At 71.0% G+C, this 17,368-nt stretch carries 17 protein-coding genes and 1 riboswitch; of the genes, 14 read left to right on the forward strand and 3 right to left on the reverse strand.

From position 1 onward, the window contains the following. Positions 1–30: 30 nt before the first annotated feature. Entirely contained in the window at positions 31–1,158 is a 1,128-nt protein-coding gene (gene gcvT, locus OHT61_RS22775) for a glycine cleavage system aminomethyltransferase GcvT (protein ID WP_329040761.1), read from the reverse strand. A 166-nt stretch (positions 1,159–1,324) separates the two neighbouring features. Further along, a riboswitch (glycine riboswitch) is annotated at positions 1,325–1,422 on the reverse strand. A 184-nt stretch (positions 1,423–1,606) separates the two neighbouring features. Between gcvT and OHT61_RS22780 the strand changes: the two genes are divergently transcribed. The 10 genes from OHT61_RS22780 to OHT61_RS22825 all read left to right on the forward strand — a co-directional run bounded on the left by OHT61_RS22780 (position 1,607) and on the right by OHT61_RS22825 (position 12,555). Then, a complete protein-coding gene (locus OHT61_RS22780) occupies positions 1,607–2,296 on the forward strand; it encodes an AAA family ATPase (RefSeq protein ID WP_329040762.1) in 690 nt (229 codons plus the stop codon). A 191-nt stretch (positions 2,297–2,487) separates the two neighbouring features. Then, on the forward strand, positions 2,488–3,258 hold the full coding sequence (locus tag OHT61_RS22785) for an enhanced serine sensitivity protein SseB (RefSeq protein ID WP_329040764.1): 771 nt from the start codon (positions 2,488–2,490) through the stop codon (positions 3,256–3,258). Between the two features lie 147 nt (positions 3,259–3,405). Then, positions 3,406–4,197: an enhanced serine sensitivity protein SseB C-terminal domain-containing protein gene (locus OHT61_RS22790; RefSeq protein ID WP_329040765.1), complete on the forward strand. Its 792-nt coding sequence runs from the start codon at positions 3,406–3,408 to the stop codon at positions 4,195–4,197. Between the two features lie 354 nt (positions 4,198–4,551). Continuing rightward, on the forward strand, positions 4,552–5,544 hold the full coding sequence (locus tag OHT61_RS22795) for an ABC transporter permease (RefSeq protein WP_329040766.1): 993 nt from the start codon (positions 4,552–4,554) through the stop codon (positions 5,542–5,544). A gap of 44 nt (positions 5,545–5,588) precedes the next feature. Beyond that, positions 5,589–7,352, forward strand: a complete 1,764-nt coding sequence (locus tag OHT61_RS22800; RefSeq protein WP_329040767.1) for an ABC transporter substrate-binding protein — start codon at positions 5,589–5,591, stop codon at positions 7,350–7,352. 91 nt (positions 7,353–7,443) lie between these two features. Further along, positions 7,444–8,433: an ABC transporter permease gene (locus tag OHT61_RS22805; protein WP_329040768.1), complete on the forward strand. Its 990-nt coding sequence runs from the start codon at positions 7,444–7,446 to the stop codon at positions 8,431–8,433. Next, positions 8,430–9,542, forward strand: coding sequence for an ABC transporter ATP-binding protein (locus OHT61_RS22810; RefSeq protein WP_329040769.1), 1,113 nt, complete (start codon positions 8,430–8,432; stop codon positions 9,540–9,542). The genes OHT61_RS22805 and OHT61_RS22810 overlap by 4 nt, the downstream gene beginning before the upstream one ends. Next, a complete protein-coding gene (locus tag OHT61_RS22815; protein WP_329040770.1) occupies positions 9,539–10,939 on the forward strand; it encodes an ABC transporter ATP-binding protein in 1,401 nt (466 codons plus the stop codon). The genes OHT61_RS22810 and OHT61_RS22815 overlap by 4 nt, the downstream gene beginning before the upstream one ends. Positions 10,940–10,957: 18 nt before the next feature. Continuing rightward, positions 10,958–11,629: a trimeric intracellular cation channel family protein gene (locus OHT61_RS22820; protein ID WP_329040772.1), complete on the forward strand. Its 672-nt coding sequence runs from the start codon at positions 10,958–10,960 to the stop codon at positions 11,627–11,629. Positions 11,630–11,679: 50 nt separating this feature from the next. Beyond that, a complete protein-coding gene (locus tag OHT61_RS22825; protein WP_329040773.1) occupies positions 11,680–12,555 on the forward strand; it encodes a thioesterase family protein in 876 nt (291 codons plus the stop codon). Between the two features lie 120 nt (positions 12,556–12,675). Here OHT61_RS22825 and OHT61_RS22830 read toward each other — a convergent pair whose 3' ends face one another. Next, positions 12,676–13,299, reverse strand: a complete 624-nt coding sequence (locus tag OHT61_RS22830; protein WP_329040774.1) for a TetR family transcriptional regulator — start codon at positions 13,297–13,299, stop codon at positions 12,676–12,678. 106 nt (positions 13,300–13,405) lie between these two features. Here OHT61_RS22830 and OHT61_RS22835 point away from each other — a divergent pair, with 106 nt between their 5' ends. The 3 genes from OHT61_RS22835 (at position 13,406) to OHT61_RS22845 (ending at position 15,267) form a co-directional block, all read left to right on the forward strand. Then, on the forward strand, positions 13,406–13,561 hold the full coding sequence (locus OHT61_RS22835; protein WP_329040775.1) for a hypothetical protein: 156 nt from the start codon (positions 13,406–13,408) through the stop codon (positions 13,559–13,561). 16 nt (positions 13,562–13,577) lie between these two features. After that, positions 13,578–13,988: a DUF4190 domain-containing protein gene (locus OHT61_RS22840; protein ID WP_329040777.1), complete on the forward strand. Its 411-nt coding sequence runs from the start codon at positions 13,578–13,580 to the stop codon at positions 13,986–13,988. 109 nt (positions 13,989–14,097) lie between these two features. Then, positions 14,098–15,267: a cysteine desulfurase family protein gene (locus OHT61_RS22845; protein ID WP_329040778.1), complete on the forward strand. Its 1,170-nt coding sequence runs from the start codon at positions 14,098–14,100 to the stop codon at positions 15,265–15,267. Between the two features lie 75 nt (positions 15,268–15,342). On the opposite strand, the gene OHT61_RS22850 is transcribed toward OHT61_RS22845, so the two are convergent. Continuing rightward, positions 15,343–16,050 carry an N-acetylmuramoyl-L-alanine amidase gene (locus OHT61_RS22850; protein ID WP_329040779.1) on the reverse strand — a complete coding sequence of 236 codons (708 nt, stop codon included), beginning with the start codon at positions 16,048–16,050 and terminating at the stop codon, positions 15,343–15,345. Positions 16,051–16,111: 61 nt separating this feature from the next. Between OHT61_RS22850 and mnmA the strand changes: the two genes are divergently transcribed. Then, a complete protein-coding gene (gene mnmA / locus OHT61_RS22855) occupies positions 16,112–17,245 on the forward strand; it encodes a tRNA 2-thiouridine(34) synthase MnmA (protein ID WP_329040780.1) in 1,134 nt (377 codons plus the stop codon). Positions 17,246–17,368: the final 123 nt, after the last annotated feature.

Raw genomic sequence — 17,368 nt, forward strand, 5'->3', positions numbered from 1 at the left:
GAATGCGTCACGTGGTGCGGTTCGGGCCCGTCACGCGCGGCGCTTGTAGAACGGCAGTGCCACGACCTCGTACGGCTCGTGCGTGCCCCGGATGTCGACGCCGACACCCCCGGTGCCCGGCTCGGCGTACGCCGCGTCCACGTAGGCCATGGCGATCGGCTTGCCCAGGGTGGGCGACGGCGCTCCGGACGTGACCTCGCCGACGACCTCCCCGCCGACCACGACGGGGAAGCCCGCGCGGGGCACCCGGCGGCCCTCGGCGATCAGGCCGACGAGCTTGCGGGGCGGGGCGGACTCCGCGCGGGCGGCGGCTGCGGACAGCGCCTCGCGGCCGACGAAGTCGCCCTCCTTCTCGAACTTCACGACCCGGCCGAGGCCCGCGTCGAAGGGGGTCAGCGCGGTGGTGAGCTCGTGCCCGTACAGCGGCATGCCCGCCTCCAGGCGGAGCGTGTCCCGGCAGGAGAGCCCGCAGGGGATCAGGCCGTACGGCGCGCCCGCCTCGGTGAGGGCGGTCCACAGCTGCTCGGCGTGCTCGGGCGCGACGAAGAGCTCGAAGCCGTCCTCGCCCGTGTAACCGGTGCGGGCGATGAGCGCGGGGACGCCGGCGACCGTGCCCGGCAGGCCCGCGTAGTACTTCAGTCCGTCCAGGTCGGCGTCCGTGACCGACTTCAGTACGGCGGGGGAGTCGGGTCCCTGTACGGCGAGCAGCGCGTACGCCTCGCGGTCGTCCCGCACCTCGGCGTCGAAGCCGGCCGCACGCTCCGTGAGGGTGTCCAGGACCAGCTGGGCGTTGCCGGCGTTGGCGACGACCATGAACTCGGTGTCGGCCAGGCGGTAGACGATCAGGTCGTCCAGGATCCCGCCGTCCGCCGCGGTGATCATGGTGTAGCGGGCCCGGCCCACGCCCACGGTCGCGATGTTGCCGACCAGCGCGTAGGCCAGGAAGGCCGAGGCCTGCGGACCGGTGACGGTGATCTCGCCCATGTGCGACAGGTCGAACAGGCCGGCCCGGGTGCGCACGGCGTTGTGCTCGTCGCGCTCGCTGGCGTACCGCAGCGGCATGTCCCAGCCCGCGAAGTCGGTCATGGTGGCGCCCAGCGACCGGTGCAGGGCGTCGAGGGCGGTGAGTCGGGGGGCGGCGCTCGGGGCAGTGCTCATGGACATGGCTCCAGGGCATGACGACAGAGGGTTGATCCCTCCCCATCTGTCATCGGAACCTGAGAGGTTCGCCGAGACCCCCCGAAGGGGTCCAGAAGGGTCGTCCCCTTCGGGTTCGGCTTGCACCTTGGGTGGGGCCGCACGGCGGCCCGCTTTTCAGATCTGCCTCATCCACGCGGTACGGGGCCTGAGAGATTCAAGGGAGGAACTTGCTCCTTCGGCGCCCGGCGCACACGGTGACCGGGACTCTCCCGCGCGGATTCAAACGGCCGGTATGCAATTGGCGGGGTCATCATCGCACGCATTGGGAGAGAGTGGGGCGTCCAGGTCCGTGCGGGTGTCCGGGGCCGCGCGGCCGCGACACGTGCGCTCCGGAGCGGTTGTGCCGCATTACCTTTTCTTTACACTTCTTGGGCAGGTCAGTGGGTGAATCGGCAGGGGGACGGCGATGAGGTTGCAGCGTTACGCGACGACCGCGGGGGTCACGCACGAGACCATGCCCCGGCAGCCGGGCGCGCCGGCCAGGGAACTGACGGCAGATCCCGCACCGGTGGTGCGGGATCTGCGGGGCGCCGGAGGACGGGGCCCGCGCGGTCTGGACTTCGCGGCGGGTGACGTGGTGGTGGTCTCCGGGCTGCCCGGCAGCGGCAAGTCGACGCTGATCCGGCGGGCCGTCGAGGAACACGCCATCGACTCCCAGGACGCCAGGGACCGCTGGGCCGAGGCCCTGCCCGGCTTACTCCCGTACGCGCTCTACCGCCCCCTGGTGCGCGTCGCGCACTACGCCGGCCTGTGGCGGGCCCTGCGTTCAGGGGCGTCCGTGGTCGTCCACGACTGCGGCACGCAGGCGTGGGTGCGCCGCTGGCTGGCGCGCGAGGCCCGGCACCGGGGCCGCCACCTCCACCTCGTGCTGCTCGACGTCTCCCCCGGGGTGGCGCGTCAGGGGCAGCGGGAGCGCGGGCGCGGGGTCTCCGGATACGCCTTCGCCCGGCACCGGCGCGCCGTGGGACGGCTGTTGCGTGACACCGGGAGCGGTCTGCTGCCGCCGGGGTGCGCCTCCGCGGTGCTGCTCGACCGGGAGTCCGCGGGGGCCGTGTGCCGGATCTCCTTCCCGGAGGCGCGGCCTCCGCAGCAGTAGCCGCGGCCGGGCGGGGTCCGGGCGGGGCGTCACCGTTCGCATACGCACAGTCCGCGGCGGGCCGGCGGACCGTCCGGAATCTGGACGCCGCGCCGGGTCCGGGCACCGCTCCCGTCCGGGCCCTGCATCCGGGGCCCGACCCGGTCTAAGGTTTCTGCCGCACAGCACGGCGAGAAAGGGACACAGACACCGTGGACATTCCGGCCCAGGCCGCGCCCCATCAGACGAACGGATGGCCGGCCAACGAGTTCGAAGAGGTGCTCGGCGCCTCCATCGGCATACCCGGAGCGGGCGGCCGGCTGGTCGAGGTGCTCGGCCGCAGCCAGGTCTGGGTACCTCTGCCGAACGGCGGCGGGCCCGACAGCGCCGCTCTCGACCTGCCGACGGTCGACATCGACGGCGCCGCGTACGTCCCCGTGTTCAGCTCCGAGGCGCAGTACCTCCAGTGCGTCGGATCGCACCTGTCCTTCACGGTCGCGCCCGCACGCGATTTCGCCCGCGGTCTCCCCCCGCAGGTCGGCATCGCGGTGAACCCCGGGGGAGCGGTCGGCGTGCCGCTGCCGCCGCCCGCCGTCGCGGAACTCTGCCGGGCGGGCCGCACCCCGCTGGACGGGGCCGCGAGCGGAGGCCGGGTGCGCCTGTACGAGCCGGACTGGAAGGAGGACCCGGTCGACTTCCTGGCCGCGGTGTCCGAGGAGTTCCGGGCGACGGGAGTGGTGAGCACCGCCCGGCGGTCACTGGCCAGCATCGAGGGCGACAGCCCCGTCCTGTTCGTCGGTGTCGAGGCGGCGGGCGTCGACGCCGCGGGGCAGAGCGCCCCGATGGACGCGCTCGGCCGCGCGCTCGGCCGCGTCCAGGCCCCCTGGCCGGTCAGCCTCGTCCTGCTCGACGTCGCCCGGGACCCGGTGGGCGACTGGATGCTGGAGAAGGTGCGCCCGTTCTACGTGCGCGAGGCGTACTGAGAGCGACGTGACGCTCCGGCACGTGGCGTCAAGGCGGTGTCAGGGGCGGCGCATAAGCTGGTTTGATGGCCGGGCCGGGAGCGGCGGCACGACACCGCGGAGCACGCGGGCGGCGGAACAGCGGATCGAAGAGGGGCGGGACCCAGGGTGAGTGCGTCAGGCACCGCGGCGGCCGGACAGGTCGAGCACATGCTGCGCCAAGTGACCCCCGGGCGCCTCGACACGTACGAGGAACTGCTGAGGTCCCTGGCCGGCGGGCAGGTCTGGATGCTGCTGTGGCACGGCACGGCGGGCTCCCCCGACGCGCAGTACGGCAACATGGAGGTCGACGGCCTCGGTTACGCCCCCTGCGTGACCTCCGCCCAGGAGCTCTCCGCGAGCGGCTGGAGCAGGGCCCACGAGGTCACGACCGGCCGCGACATCGCCCGCTCGCTCTTCCCGGACCGCTGGGGCATCTGGCTCAACCCGCACGCGCCGGGCGGGGGCGTCGGCATCCCCTGGCTCGACCTGCGCCGCATCGCGACCGGGCTCGACCGCATGCCGGCGGGCCCGCTGCGGCTCTCCGAACCGGCCATCGAGATCCCGCAGTTCTACGCCCTGCTGTCGCAGAACGCCCACCGCACCCCCGCCGTCCGCGCGCTGCGGCGTGCCTGGGTGCAGCCGGCGCTGGGTGTCCCGTACCTGGCGATCGGGCTGGACCTCTACGACACCGGCCGCCCGTCCGTGGACGCCGTGCGCGCGATGATGCAGCAGTCGATCGGCGTGGTCCCCGACGGGCTGCCCGTCTCCACGGTCTCGATGTCCGACGAGTACGACCCGGTCGCGATGTGGCTCCGCGTCAACTCCCGGCCGTTCTACGACCGCGAGGCGCACGCTCCGGCGCCCGGCACGGGTTACGGCTATCCGCCCGTCCCCGGCCAGGCCCCGCAGGCTTACTGACGGGGCGTCCGCCCGTCGCGGCCGACGGCCAATTGGTCACCACATGAACGTGCTTGGGGCGCCATGTCCGCTATAGCGGATTAGCGGCCGAGACGTCCGCTCACAAAGCACAGCTGTCCGGATAACGGAAGCCTCTGGGCAGCATCACGTTTGAGCAAACATTCCCCGTCAGGTCTGGCGGGTGATCGCGAAGTCACCTCAGACTCCACACAGCAGGTGTTCCCTGCCCCGCACATCCCTCTTTCAAACAGGGTCAGTTCCGGGGTGTGTGATCACGTGTGTCACGTTTTGTACGAGCCGCTACAGCGGCGGTCATGGGCCGGCCACCGTCGGCCGAGAGGGGTCTCCACCGCAATGACGGCACCTATCGAGACCACCAGGGCGGAAGTGCAGCCCGAAGCGGTGCTGGAAGGCGCCCCGCGCAAGCAGATCGAGGGCCGTTCGCTCGGCCGGATCGCCTGGACCCGCTTCAAGCGGGACAAGGCCGCGATGGCCGGTGGCATCGTTGTCGTGCTGCTGATCCTCACCGCTCTGCTGTCGAAGCCGCTCCAGGCGCTCCTCGGGCTCGACCCCGACGCGTTCAACCAGAGCCTGGTCGACCCCGTACTGCTGGCGCCCAAGGGGGACTTCGGCGGGATCAGCTGGGACCACCCGTTCGGGGTGGAACCGCAGACGGGCCGCGACATCCTGGCCCGCATCCTCGAGGGCTCCTGGGTCTCGCTCGTGGTCGCGGTCGGCTCCACGCTGCTCTCGGTCGTGATCGGTGTCGTCATGGGCGTCGTCGCGGGCTTCTACGGCGGCTGGGTGGACAGCTTCATCAGCCGCCTGATGGACACCTTCCTGGCGTTCCCGCTGCTGCTCTTCGCGATCTCCATCTCCGCCTCGCTGCAGGGCGAGGCGTTCGGGCTGCAGGGACTCACCCTGCGGATCGCGGTCCTGATCTTCGTCATCGGCTTCTTCAGCTGGCCCTACATCGGCCGCATCGTCCGCGCGCAGACGCTGTCGCTCCGCGAGCGGGAGTTCGTCGAGGCCGCGAGGTCGCTGGGCGCCCGCGGTCCCTTCATCCTCTTCCGCGAACTGCTGCCGAACCTGATCGCGCCGATCCTGGTCTACGCGACGCTCCTGATCCCCACGAACATCCTCTTCGAGGCATCCCTCAGCTTCCTCGGCGTCGGTATCGCGCCGCCGCAGGCTTCCTGGGGCGGAATGCTGACCCAGGCGGTCGACCTCTACGAGGTGGACCCGATGTTCATGGTCATCCCCGGCATGGCGATCTTCCTCACCGTGCTGGCCTTCAATCTGCTGGGGGACGGGCTGCGTGACGCACTCGACCCTCGTGGCAAGTAATCGCGGCGATGCCGCACCGTTCGATCGAGGGGGCTTTCCTCAGCATGAGAACCAGAAAGACAGCTTCGGCCATCGCCGTCGCCGTGGCGGTCGCGCTCGGCGCGTCGGCCTGCAGCGGCAGTGACACCGACACCGACGGAGCGGGGGGCAGCGGCGGGGGCAAGGCCGACGCCGGCCTGACGTCGATCGTCAACAAGACCGACAAGAAGGGGGGGACGGTCACCTTCGAGCACTCGAGCGGTCCCGACTCCCTGGACCCGGGCAACACGTACTACGGCTGGGTGCAGAACTTCTCCCGCCTGTACGGCCGTTCCCTGGTCACCTTCAAGCCGGCCGCCGGCAAGGAGAGCCTGGAGATCGTCCCGGACCTCGCCACCGGTCTCGGCAAGGCCAGCGCCGACGCCAAGTCCTGGACCTACACGATCCGCAAGGGCGTGAAGTTCGAGGACGGCACGGAGATCACCTCGAAGGACGTCAAGTACGCCGTCGAGCGCTCGAACTTCGCGCCGGAGGCCCTGTCCAACGGTCCGACCTACTTCAAGGCGTACCTCGAGGGCGGCGACAAGTACAAGGGTCCCTACAAGGACAAGTCCCCCGAGGGCCTCAAGTCGATCGAGACCCCGGACGACTACACGATCACCTTCAAGCTGAACAAGCCGTTCGCGGACATGGACTACCTCGCCGCGTTCTCGCAGACCGCTCCGGTCCCGCAGAAGGCCGACAAGGGCGCCAGCTACGTCCAGAAGATCGTGTCCTCGGGCCCGTACAAGTTCTCGGCGTACGACGAGAGCAAGGGCGCGACGCTCGTCCGCAACCCGGAGTGGGACCCGAAGACGGACCCGATCCGCAAGGCCCTGCCGGACAAGATCGAGCTCAAGCTCAACGTCAACCCCACCACGGTGGACGACCACCTGCTCAACGACGTCACCACCGCTGACATCGCGGGCACCGGTCTGCAGTCCAAGACGCAGCCCAAGGTCCTCGTGAAGGCCGCCGAGAAGGCGAAGACGGACAACCCGTACGCCGGCGTGCTGCAGTACATGGCGCTGAACGTCAACGTGAAGCCGTTCGACAACGTCGAGTGCCGCAAGGCCGTCCAGTACGCGGTCGACAAGCAGAGCCTGATCGACTCGATCGGCGGCTCGGTCAAGGGCGACCCGGCCACCACGGTCATCCCCCCGACCGTCGCCGGCTACAAGAAGTTCGACCTGTACCCGACCGAGGGCCACAAGGGCGACGCGGCCAAGGCCAAGGAGGCGCTGACCAAGTGCGGTCAGCCCAAGGGCTTCAAGACCACGCTCACGGCGCGCTCCGACCGTCCTGACGAGATCACCGCGGCCACGCAGCTCCAGGGCAGCCTGAAGGCGATCGGCATCACCGCCGAGATCAAGCAGTTCCCCTCGGACAAGTACTTCACCGACTTCGCGGGTGTCCCGGCCTGGGTGCACAAGAACAACGCGGGCATGATGATGATGCAGTGGGGCGCCGACTGGCCGACCGGCTTCGGCTTCCTGGACCAGATCGTGAACGGCACGGCCATCAAGCCGTCCGGTGGCACGAACCTGATGGAGCTCAACGACAAGGCCGTCAACGAGGCACTCGTCAAGGGCATCGGCACCGTCGACACCACGGCGCGCAACGCCGCCTGGGGCGAGGTCGACCAGAAGGTCATGGAGAACGCCTCCGTCGTTCCGCTCGTCTACCGCAAGAACCTGCTGTACCGCCCGGACTCCGCGGCGAACGTCACGGTCACGGACGCATACCTCGGTATGTACGACTACGTGCTGATGACCTCGACCAAGAAGTAACACCTGTTCATCGACAGCATCATTTGAAAGGCAGGTGAAGGCGCCGGGCCGGCGGGTGTCAACCCGCTCGCCCGCCCGGCGCCGCACGGCTGTGGCTGCGTACATCATCCGACGCGTATTCGCCGCGGTGTTGCTGCTGCTGGTGGTCAGCGCAGTCACGTTCGCGATCTTCTTCCTGGTCCCCCGCCTCGGCGGGCAGACCCTCGACTCGATGGCCGCCCAGTACGTCGGGAAGAGCCCCGACCCCGACGTCATCGCCGCGGTCAAGAAGAACCTGGGGCTGGACCAGCCCCTGTACCTGCAGTACTGGCACTTCATCAAGGGCATCGTCGTCGGCGCCGAATACCAGTTCGGTCCCGACCCGGTCACCTGCCATGCCCCGTGCTTCGGCTACTCCTTCAAGACGCACACCGAGATCTGGCCCCAGCTCGTGGACCGCGTTCCGGTGACGCTCTCCATGGCCGTCGGTGCGGCCGTCATCTGGGTCCTCTCCGGTGTCGCCGCCGGTGTCGTCTCCGCCCTGAAGCGGGGGTCGTTCTTCGACCGCCTCTCCATGGGTGTCGCCCTCGCCGGTGTCTCGCTGCCGATGTTCTTCACCGGCCTCGTCGTCCTGGCGATCTTCGGCAACGGCGAGTACGTGCCGTTCCTCCAGAACCCCGTGGAGTGGGCCGGCGCCCTGGTCCTTCCCTGGTGCACGCTCGCCCTGCTGTACTCCGCCCTGTACGCCCGGCTCACCCGGGCCGGGATGCTGGAGACGATGGGCGAGGACTACATCCGCACCGCCCGGGCCAAGGGCCTGGCGGAGCGCAAGGTCGTCGTCAAGCACGGCCTGCGCGCGGCGCTCACCCCGCTCGTCACGATCTTCGGCATGGACTTCGCGCTGCTGCTCGGCGGCGCGGTCATCACCGAGAGAGTGTTCTCCTTCCAGGGCCTCGGCGCCTTCGCCATCCAGGGAGTGACCACGGCCGACCTTCCCAAGGTGATGGGCGTGACCCTGGTCGCCGCCTTCTTCATCGTCATCTGCAACCTGCTGGTGGACCTCGTGTACGCCGCGATCGACCCCCGGGTGAGGCTCTCATGAGCGACGTAAGCAAGAAGGACGCCCCGAGCGGGAAGGACGCGCCCGCGCCGGCGACGGTCCCCGCCCCCCGGGACGCCGCGGCGGACGCCAAGGAGTTCCTCTCCGTACGCAACCTCAGCATCCACTTCGACACCGACGACGGCCTGGTCAAGTCCGTCGACGGCGTCAGCTTCGACCTGAAGGCCGGTCAGACCCTCGGCATCGTCGGTGAGTCCGGGTCCGGCAAGTCCGTGACCTCGCTGGGGATCATGGGACTGCACACCTCGGAGCGCGCCCGGATCAGCGGTGAGATCTGGCTCGACGGCGAGGAGCTGATCGGCGCCGGGCCCGAGCGGGTGCGCGAGCTGCGCGGCCAGAAGATGGCGATGATCTTCCAGGACCCGCTGTCGGCGCTGCACCCGTACTACAGCATCGGCGCGCAGATCGTGGAGGCGCACCGCGTCCACCACAAGGTCGACAAGAAGACGGCCAAGAAGCGCGCCATCGAGATGCTCGACCGCGTGGGCATCCCCGAGCCGCAGCGCCGTTACGAGGACTACCCGCACCAGTTCTCCGGCGGCATGCGCCAGCGCGCCATGATCGCGATGGCCCTGGTCAACAACCCCCAGCTGCTGATCGCCGACGAGCCGACGACCGCCCTCGACGTCACCGTCCAGGCGCAGATCCTCGACCTGATCCGCGACCTGCAGAAGGAGTTCGGCTCCGCGGTCGTCATGATCACCCACGACCTCGGCGTCGTCGCCGAGATCGCGGACGACCTGCTGGTCATGTACGCGGGCCGCTGCATCGAGCGCGGAAGCGCCGAGAAGGTCTTCTACGGGCCGCAGCACCCCTACACCTGGGGCCTGCTGGGCTCCATGCCGCGCATCGACCGCGAGCAGACCGACCGGCTCGTCCCGGTCAAGGGGTCGCCGCCCAGCCTCATCAACGTCCCGTCCGGCTGCGCCTTCCACCCGCGCTGCCCGTACGCCGACGTCCCGAAGGACAACATCACCCGCACCGAGCGTCCCGAGCTGACGCCGGCCGGCGACGGGCACTACTCCGCGTGCCACATGTCGCGTGAGCAGCGGGAAAAGATCTGGATCGAAGAGATTGCGCCGAAGCTGTGACTGAGCTGAAGAACGAGACCCCCGCGTCCGCCGCGGCGGGGTCCGAGGGAGCCGGGTCGGAGCCGCTCCTCAAGGTCGAGGGCCTGGCCAAGCACTTCCCGATCACCAAGGGCGTGCTGAAGCGCAAGGTCGGCGCGGTCAAGGCCGTCGACGGGCTCACCTTCGACGTCCGCGCGGGGGAGACCCTCGGCGTGGTCGGCGAGTCGGGCTGCGGCAAGTCGACCATGGGCCGGCTGGTGACCCGTCTGCTCGAACCGACCGGTGGCAAGGTCGAGTTCCAGGGGCGCGACATCACCCACATGTCCGCGGGGCGGCTGCGGCCCATGCGCCGTGACATCCAGATGATCTTCCAGGACCCCTACGGGTCGCTGAACCCGCGCCACACCGTCGGCGGGATCGTCAGCACCCCCTTCAGGCTCCAGGGCGTCAAGCCCGAGGGCGGCGTGAAGAAGGAGGTCCAGCGGCTGCTGGAGCTGGTGGGGCTCAACCCCGAGCACTACAACCGCTATCCGCACGAGTTCTCCGGCGGCCAGCGCCAGCGCATCGGCATCGCCCGTGCGCTCGCGCTCAACCCGAAGCTCGTCGTCGCGGACGAGCCCGTCTCCGCGCTGGACGTGTCGATCCAGGCGCAGGTCGTGAACCTGCTGGACGACCTCCAGGACGAGCTCGGGCTCACGTACATGATCATCGCGCACGACCTCTCGGTCATCCGCCACGTCTCCGACCGGATCGCGGTCATGTACCTCGGCAAGATCGTCGAGCTCGCGGACCGCGATTCGCTGTACGGCGCGCCGATGCACCCCTACACCAAGGCCCTGATGTCCGCGGTGCCGGTGCCCGACCCCCGGCGGCGCGGCGAGAAGAGCGACCGCATCCTGCTCAAGGGCGATGTGCCGTCGCCGATCTCGCCGCCGACCGGCTGCCGGTTCCACACCCGGTGCTGGAAGGCGACGCAGGCCTGCAAGACCACGGAGCCGCCGCTGCTGCAGCTCAAGACCGGTCACCAGGTGGCCTGCCACCACCCGGAGAACGGCGAGGACCAGCTCCCCGGGGACGCGCCGCTCGTCGCGGACGTCATCACGGTGAAGTCGGAGAAGGCCGCGGCGCCGGTCGCCCCGAAGACGGCCGAGCCCGTGACCGAGGACGAGCCGGTCACGGCGGAGAAGGCGACGGTGACGGCCGAGCCGGACGCGTCGGCCGAGCCCGCTGAGGCCGTCGAGGCGCCGGAGACGGCTGCCGAGCCGGATGAGTCGGCCAAGCCCGAAGAGGCCGCCGAGCCGGAAGAGGCCGCTGAAGTCGCCGAGTCGGAGGAGGAGGCCGCCGAGGCCGCCCCCGAGGACGCCGGCAAGGGCTCCGCCGCACCGTCCACGGGTACGGGGGACAAGTCCAAGGAGTAGGACCGGCACAATTGCCCGGTGCTCAACGAACTCTTCACCCCCTCCGTCCAGCATGCGCTCGACATCGCCGGGATCTTCGTCTTCGCGATCTCGGGCGCCCTGCTCGCCGTACGCAAGAACTTCGATGTCTTCGGCATCGCGGTGCTCGCCGAGGTGACAGCGCTGGGCGGAGGGATTTTCCGTGACGTGATGATCGGCGCGCTGCCCCCCGCGGCCTTCACGGACCTCGGGTACTTCCTCACGCCGCTGCTCGCCGCCGGTCTCGTGTTCTTCCTGCACCCGCACGTCGAACGCATCCAGGTCGGCGTCAACGTGTTCGACGCCGCGGGGCTGGGCCTGTTCTGCGTGTCCGGCACGATCAAGGCGTATGACTACGGCCTGGGCCTCACCTCGTCGGCCGCCCTCGGGCTGGCCACCGCGGTCGGCGGCGGCGTCCTGCGGGACGTCCTGGCCAACGAGGTCCCCTCGCTGCTGCGCTGGGACCGTGACCTGTACGCCGTGCCCGCCATCGTCGGGGCCGTGACCGTGGTGCTCTGCATCCGCTTCGACACGCTCAACGCCTACACCAGCGGCGCCGCCGTGATCACGGCCTTCGTCCTGCGACTGCTGGCCATGCGCTTCCACTGGAGGGCCCCGCGGGCCTGGAACAGGCGCTCGGCCTCGGCGGAGGACACCTCGGCCGTCATCTGACCGCAACAAAAGCTACCGCTCAGTAATACGATCGGTGTACGGTGCATGCCATGGCACAGGCAGCAGCGCAGGAGTCGCGCGCGGTACACGCGGTACGGGCGACCATCGGGGACAGCGAGTTCGACCGCGACACCGCGGTCACGCTCCGGGAGGACGGCGTCTACGACGCGGAGCTCTCCGCGGGCTGGACGATCATCCACGCCGTCAACGGCGGTTACCTGCTCGCGATGCTCGGCCGCGCGCTCGGCCAGGCGCTCCCGCACTCCGACCCCTTCTCGGTCTCCGCGCACTACCTGACCGCCTCCGTCCCCGGCCCGGCCGTGATCCGCACGCAGGTCGTCCGCACCGGGCGCACCCTCTCCACCGGGGAGGCGTCGCTCTTCCAGTTCGCGGAGGACGGCAGCGAGATCGAACGCATCCGGGTGCTGGCGACGTACGGCGACCTGGACGCCCTGACCGACGACGTCCGTACGTCGGCGGAGCCGCCCGCGATCCCGCCCATGGAGCACTGCCTCGGCCCGGCGGACGGCCCCGCACCCATCCCCGGGAGCTCGGCCATCACCGGGCGGCTCGACATCAGGCTCGATCCCGCGACCGTCGGCTGGGCCGTCGGCGCTCCTTCCGGCAAGGGCGAGATGCGGGGCTGGTTCGGCCTCGCCGACGGCCGCGACGCCGACCCGCTCTCGCTGCTGCTGACGGTCGACGCGCTGCCGCCGACCTCGTTCGAGCTCGGGCTCAAGGGGTGGACACCCACCATCGAACTCACCGCGCACATCCGCTGCCGCCCCGCCCCGGGTCCGCTGCGGGTCTCCATCGCCACCCGCAACCTCGCCGGCGGCTTCCTGGAGGAGGACGCGGACGTCTGGGACAGTGCGGGCCGCCTCGTCGCCCAGTCCCGCCAGCTGGCCCGCGCTCCCCGCGTCTGACCGTCGCGCCGGGCCGGGTCCGACCGCGTCCGGCGGTCACGCCGGGCCGGGCCGTGCGTCCCGGCTCGGCGCCCCCCAGGTGGCCGCGCCCCGCCCGGCCGGGGCGCCCCGGGGCCGTCCTCAGGGTGCGTCGAGCCAGTGCGTCCTGCCGAGCGTGACCAGGCGCAGCCGGCGACGCGCCACCCTCACGACCTCCTGACGGCCTCCGGGGCCCGCGTCCAGCAGCGCCGACGCGGTGAGCACCATGTGGTCGACGTACAGCCCGCCCAGCATGAGCAGGTCCTCCGGTTCCCACCCCGCGGACTCGGGCTCCTCGGCAAGGACCCCGGCCACCTCCTCTGCGAACAGCCCCAACTGGGCGGCGATGGCCTCGCGGACCTGTCCCACCCCGCCGTGCTGCTCCCGTGCGATGAACCTGAAGTGGGCAGGCTGGGCCGTCACGTGACGAGCTATCAGTTCAACGCTGCGGTCGAGCCGTTCCTCGGTGTCACCCGTCTCGGCGAGGATCGCGCCGATCATTCCGTGCAGGCTGTCCAGGGTCTCCTCGACCAGCGCCACACCCAGGTCCGCCGTGCCGTCGAAGTGCCGGTAGAAGGCGGTCGGGGCCACGCCCACGGCGCGGGTCACCTCGCGCAGGCCCAGGCTGCTCAGGCTCTGGTGCTCCAGCAGTCCGAGTGCCGCGTCGAGGAGTGCCTGACGTGTCTTCAGCTTCTGGGCCTGGCGGATGCCGACGGTGTGACTCATGCCATTCAGTAAACAACCGTTCTCCGAGACGGGGAAGGGGGTCGAGGGTCTAGACTCAAAAGTCAGTGAACAGTCGTACTCTCAAACTTCGCAGAAAGGCACCGGCATGTTCGTCCTCGTCGCAGCCCTGCTCCTGCTGGGGGTCGTCCTCGGAGCGGTCGCACACCTTCCGCTTCCGCTGGCCCTGGCCGCCGCGGCCGTGATCGGTCTCTGGCTGGCGGTCTTCGGCGTCCGTGAACGCCTCGCCCGCCGCACCCGCTGACGAAGGAGCCCGCACCATGACACTCACGACCGCGCACGCCGGCCGCTCCACCGGAGACCGGCTCCGGAGGAACCGGCCCGACGCACGGCCCACTTCGCCCGCGACCGCCACCCGTGACACCTCGTCCGGCGAGGCGGCCCCCGGCGGAACCGGTGCGGGCGCAGGCCCCGCCGCCCGCACCCGCAAGCCGTCCCGGGAGGCCGACGGGCTGGCCGTCGCGTCGTTCGTGCTCGGGCTGCTCGGCCTGCTGGTGATGAACATCCTGCTCGGCCCCGTCGCCATCGTCATGGCGCTCGTGGCCCTCGCCCGCTCCACCACCCGGCGCGGGCGCGCCCTGCTGGGGCTGGGCCTGGGCGTCGCCGACCTGATCGTCCTCGCGGTGCTCGTGACCGCCAACGGCACGGTCTCCTGGAGCCTCGCGGGCTGATGTCCCGCAGCGGGACGGCGCCTCGGGGGCGGGCCGGGGTGCTCGCGCCCGCCGGTACGCGATGCGCCCGGCACGCGCCCCACCGCGGGCTCGTAGAATCGGTTCCACCATGGCTTACCTCGACCACGCCGCGACCACACCGATGCTTCCCGAGGCGATCGCGGCGATGACCGCGCAGCTCGCCGTCACCGGCAACGCGTCCTCACTGCACGCCGCCGGGCGCCGGGCCCGCCGTACCGTCGAGGAGTCCAGAGAGACCCTTGCCGACACGCTCGGAGCCCGCCCCAGCGAGGTGGTCCTCACCTCGGGGGGCACCGAGGCCGACAACCTCGCCGTGAAGGGCCTCTACTGGGCCCGCCGCGACGCCGATTCCCGGCGCACCCGGGTACTCGCCAGCCCCGTCGAGCACCACGCCGTCCTCGACGCCGTGGACTGGCTGGCGGAGCACGAAGGCGCCACCGTCGAGTACCTGCCGGTCGACGCCCACGGGCGGGTGCACCCCGACGTACTGCGCGAGGCCCTCGCCCGTAACCCGGACGACGTGGCCATGATCACCGTGATGTGGGCGAACAACGAGATCGGCACCGTCATGCCGATACGTGAACTCACAGAGGTGGCGCAGGAGTTCGGTGTCCCCATGCACGCCGACGCGGTGCAGGCGTTCGGGCAGCTGGAGGTCGACTTCGCCCGCTCGGGGCTGGCCGCGATGACCGTCAGCGCGCACAAGATCGGCGGCCCGGTCGGCACCGGTGCGCTGCTGCTCGGCCGCGACCAGACGCCGGTGCCCGTGCTGCACGGGGGCGGGCAGGAACGGCACGTGCGCTCCGGGACGCTCGACGTGGCCGCCGTGGCGGCGTTCGCCGTCGCCGGACGGCATGCCGTGGACGGACGCGAGACGTTCGCGCGTGAGATCGGGCGGCTCCGCGACGAGCTGGTCGCGGCGGTCCTGAAGGCCGTCCCCGACGCGCTCCTCGGGGGCGACCCGGCCCCGGGCGGCCGGCTGCCCGCCAACGCCCACTTCACCTTCCCCGGCTGCGAGGGCGATTCCCTGCTGCTGCTGCTCGACGCCCAGGGGATCGAGTGCTCCACCGGTTCCGCGTGCACGGCGGGCATCGCCCAGCCGAGCCACGTGCTGCTGGCCACCGGAACCGACCCCGGCCTGGCGCGCGGCACCCTGCGCTTCTCGCTGGGCCACACCTCCACCGCCCGGGACGTCGAGGAACTCGCACGAGCGATCGGCCCGGCGGTCGACCGGGCCAGGACGGCGGGGCTCAGCTGAGGGACGGGGGCCGGCGGCGCGGACCGGGGCAGGCACGGAACGCCGGGCCGCACGGTCGCCGCCGGGCGCGGAGGGTCAGCCGGACGCCGTGGACGGACGCGCCGTGGACCGAACCGCCGTCGACGCGGCGCGCACCAGCTTCATGTAGCGGTTCCAGTCCCAGTGGGGGCCGGGGTCGGTGTGGTCCGTGCCCGGCACCTCCACGTGCCCGATGATGTGCTCGCGGTCGACCGGGATGTCGTAGCGCCTGCATATCGAGGCGGTCAGGCGCGCCGACGACTCGTACATCGCCTTCGTGAAGTCCTGCGGCCGGTCCACGAACCCCTCGTGCTCGATGCCGACGCTGCGCTCGTTGAACGAGCGGTTGCCCGCGTGGAACGCCACGTCGAGCTCGCGGATCATCTGCGTGACCCGGCCGTCCTGCCCGACGATGTAATGCGTCGCGGCCCGGTGCGCCGGATCCTGGAAGACCTTCACCGCGCCGGCGAGACTGCCCTGGGTGACATGGATGATCACCCGGTCCACGCTGTAGTCGTCCGGCCGGTCGGCGCGCCGCCAGTTCGCCTCGGACGCGGCGATCCACCGCGCCGGGGTGTAGTCCAGCTCGCCGGGATCGCGCGGCTTCTCCACGCCGGGCATCCGCCACCAGACGTGCCTGATCTCGTCCACGGCCAGCGCGGCCGTGCCCGCGGCCGCGACCCCGCCGCCGATCAGCAGCGCCCGCCGACTGATGCCGTGACCAGGGCCTTTCCCTGATGAACCGGCACTCCCGTTGTTACCCATGTGCTCCTCAACGCATATCCGCGAGGATTCGGTTCCCCGGGCCCCGTACTCTGGACGGGCTATGACTCAGATCTCCCAGCGCCCTCTCCGCGTGCTCGCCGCCATGTCCGGCGGAGTCGACTCCGCCGTCGCCGCGGCGCGTGCCGCCGAGGCGGGCCACGACGTGACCGGCGTGCACCTCGCCCTCTCCGCGAACCCGCAGTCCTTCCGCACGGGCGCGCGGGGCTGCTGCACCATCGAGGACTCCCGTGACGCGCGCCGCGCCGCGGACGTCATCGGGATCCCCTTCTACGTCTGGGACCTGGCGGAACGCTTCCGCGAGGACGTCGTGGACGACTTCGTCGCGGAGTACGAGGCGGGGCGCACCCCCAACCCGTGCCTGCGCTGCAACGAGAAGATCAAGTTCGCCGCGCTGCTCGACAAGGCGCTCGCGCTCGGCTTCGACGCCGTGTGCACGGGCCACTACGCCACGGTCGTCCTGAAGGACGACGGCACCCGTGAGATGCACCGCGCCTCCGACATGGCCAAGGACCAGAGCTACGTCCTCGGTGTCCTGGACGAGAAGCAGCTCGCCCACGCGATGTTCCCGCTGGGTGACACCCTCACCACCAAGGACGAGATCCGGGCCGAGGCCGAGCGCCGGGGCCTGGCGGTCGCCAAGAAGCCGGACAGCCACGACATCTGCTTCATCGCCGACGGCGACACCCAGGGCTTCCTGGCAGGCCGCCTCGGCGGGCCCGCCGAGGGCGACATCCTCGACGAGTCGGGCGCGAAGGTCGGCACCCACGAGGGCGCGTTCGGATTCACCATCGGCCAGCGCAAGGGCCTGCGCATCGGCCACCCGGCCCCGGACGGCAAGCCCCGCTACGTCCTCGACATCTCCCCGGTGAACAACACCGTGACGGTCGGCCCCGCCGAGGCCCTGGACGTCACGGCCCTCACCGCCATCAAGCCCCGCTGGTGCGGCACGGCCCCCACGGGTCCCGGCACCTACACCGCCCAGCTCCGCGCCCACGGCGGTGAGACCGAGGTGACGGCGGAACTGGTGGACGGCATCCTGTCCGTCACCTTCACCGAGCCGGTGCGCGGAGTCGCCCCCGGCCAGGCGGTCGTGCTGTACGACGGGACGCGGGTCGTCGGCTCGGCCACGATCGCGACGACCGTCAGGCGCGAGACGGCGGCCGCGGCCGGCTGACGACGTCCGGACCGGCCAGGTCGCTCCCCTGCGACGACCCGGCCGTGCCGGATGCCCCGCGCCGGTGTCCCGCGCGGAGGTCCGTGGTGCCGCCGGGCGTCCTCGCGGAGCCCTGTCGCGGGA

The sequence above is a fragment of the Streptomyces sp. NBC_00178 genome, assembly GCF_036206005.1.
In the GTDB taxonomy this organism is placed as follows: domain Bacteria; phylum Actinomycetota; class Actinomycetes; order Streptomycetales; family Streptomycetaceae; genus Streptomyces.

Coding starts and splice junctions, on each gene's coding strand:
- gcvT (WP_329040761.1), bottom strand. CDS start 1,158: ATGAGCACTGCCCCGAGCGCCGCCCCCCGACTCACCGCCCTCGACGCC.
- OHT61_RS22840 (WP_329040777.1), top strand. CDS start 13,578: ATGACACTCACGACCGCGCACGCCGGCCGCTCCACCGGAGACCGGCTC.
- OHT61_RS22810 (WP_329040769.1), top strand. CDS start 8,430: ATGAGCGACGTAAGCAAGAAGGACGCCCCGAGCGGGAAGGACGCGCCC.
- mnmA (WP_329040780.1), top strand. CDS start 16,112: ATGACTCAGATCTCCCAGCGCCCTCTCCGCGTGCTCGCCGCCATGTCC.
- OHT61_RS22825 (WP_329040773.1), top strand. CDS start 11,680: ATGGCACAGGCAGCAGCGCAGGAGTCGCGCGCGGTACACGCGGTACGG.
- OHT61_RS22780 (WP_329040762.1), top strand. CDS start 1,607: ATGAGGTTGCAGCGTTACGCGACGACCGCGGGGGTCACGCACGAGACC.
- OHT61_RS22850 (WP_329040779.1), bottom strand. CDS start 16,050: ATGGGTAACAACGGGAGTGCCGGTTCATCAGGGAAAGGCCCTGGTCAC.
- OHT61_RS22835 (WP_329040775.1), top strand. CDS start 13,406: ATGTTCGTCCTCGTCGCAGCCCTGCTCCTGCTGGGGGTCGTCCTCGGA.
- OHT61_RS22800 (WP_329040767.1), top strand. CDS start 5,589: ATGAGAACCAGAAAGACAGCTTCGGCCATCGCCGTCGCCGTGGCGGTC.
- OHT61_RS22845 (WP_329040778.1), top strand. CDS start 14,098: ATGGCTTACCTCGACCACGCCGCGACCACACCGATGCTTCCCGAGGCG.
- OHT61_RS22795 (WP_329040766.1), top strand. CDS start 4,552: ATGACGGCACCTATCGAGACCACCAGGGCGGAAGTGCAGCCCGAAGCG.
- OHT61_RS22830 (WP_329040774.1), bottom strand. CDS start 13,299: ATGAGTCACACCGTCGGCATCCGCCAGGCCCAGAAGCTGAAGACACGT.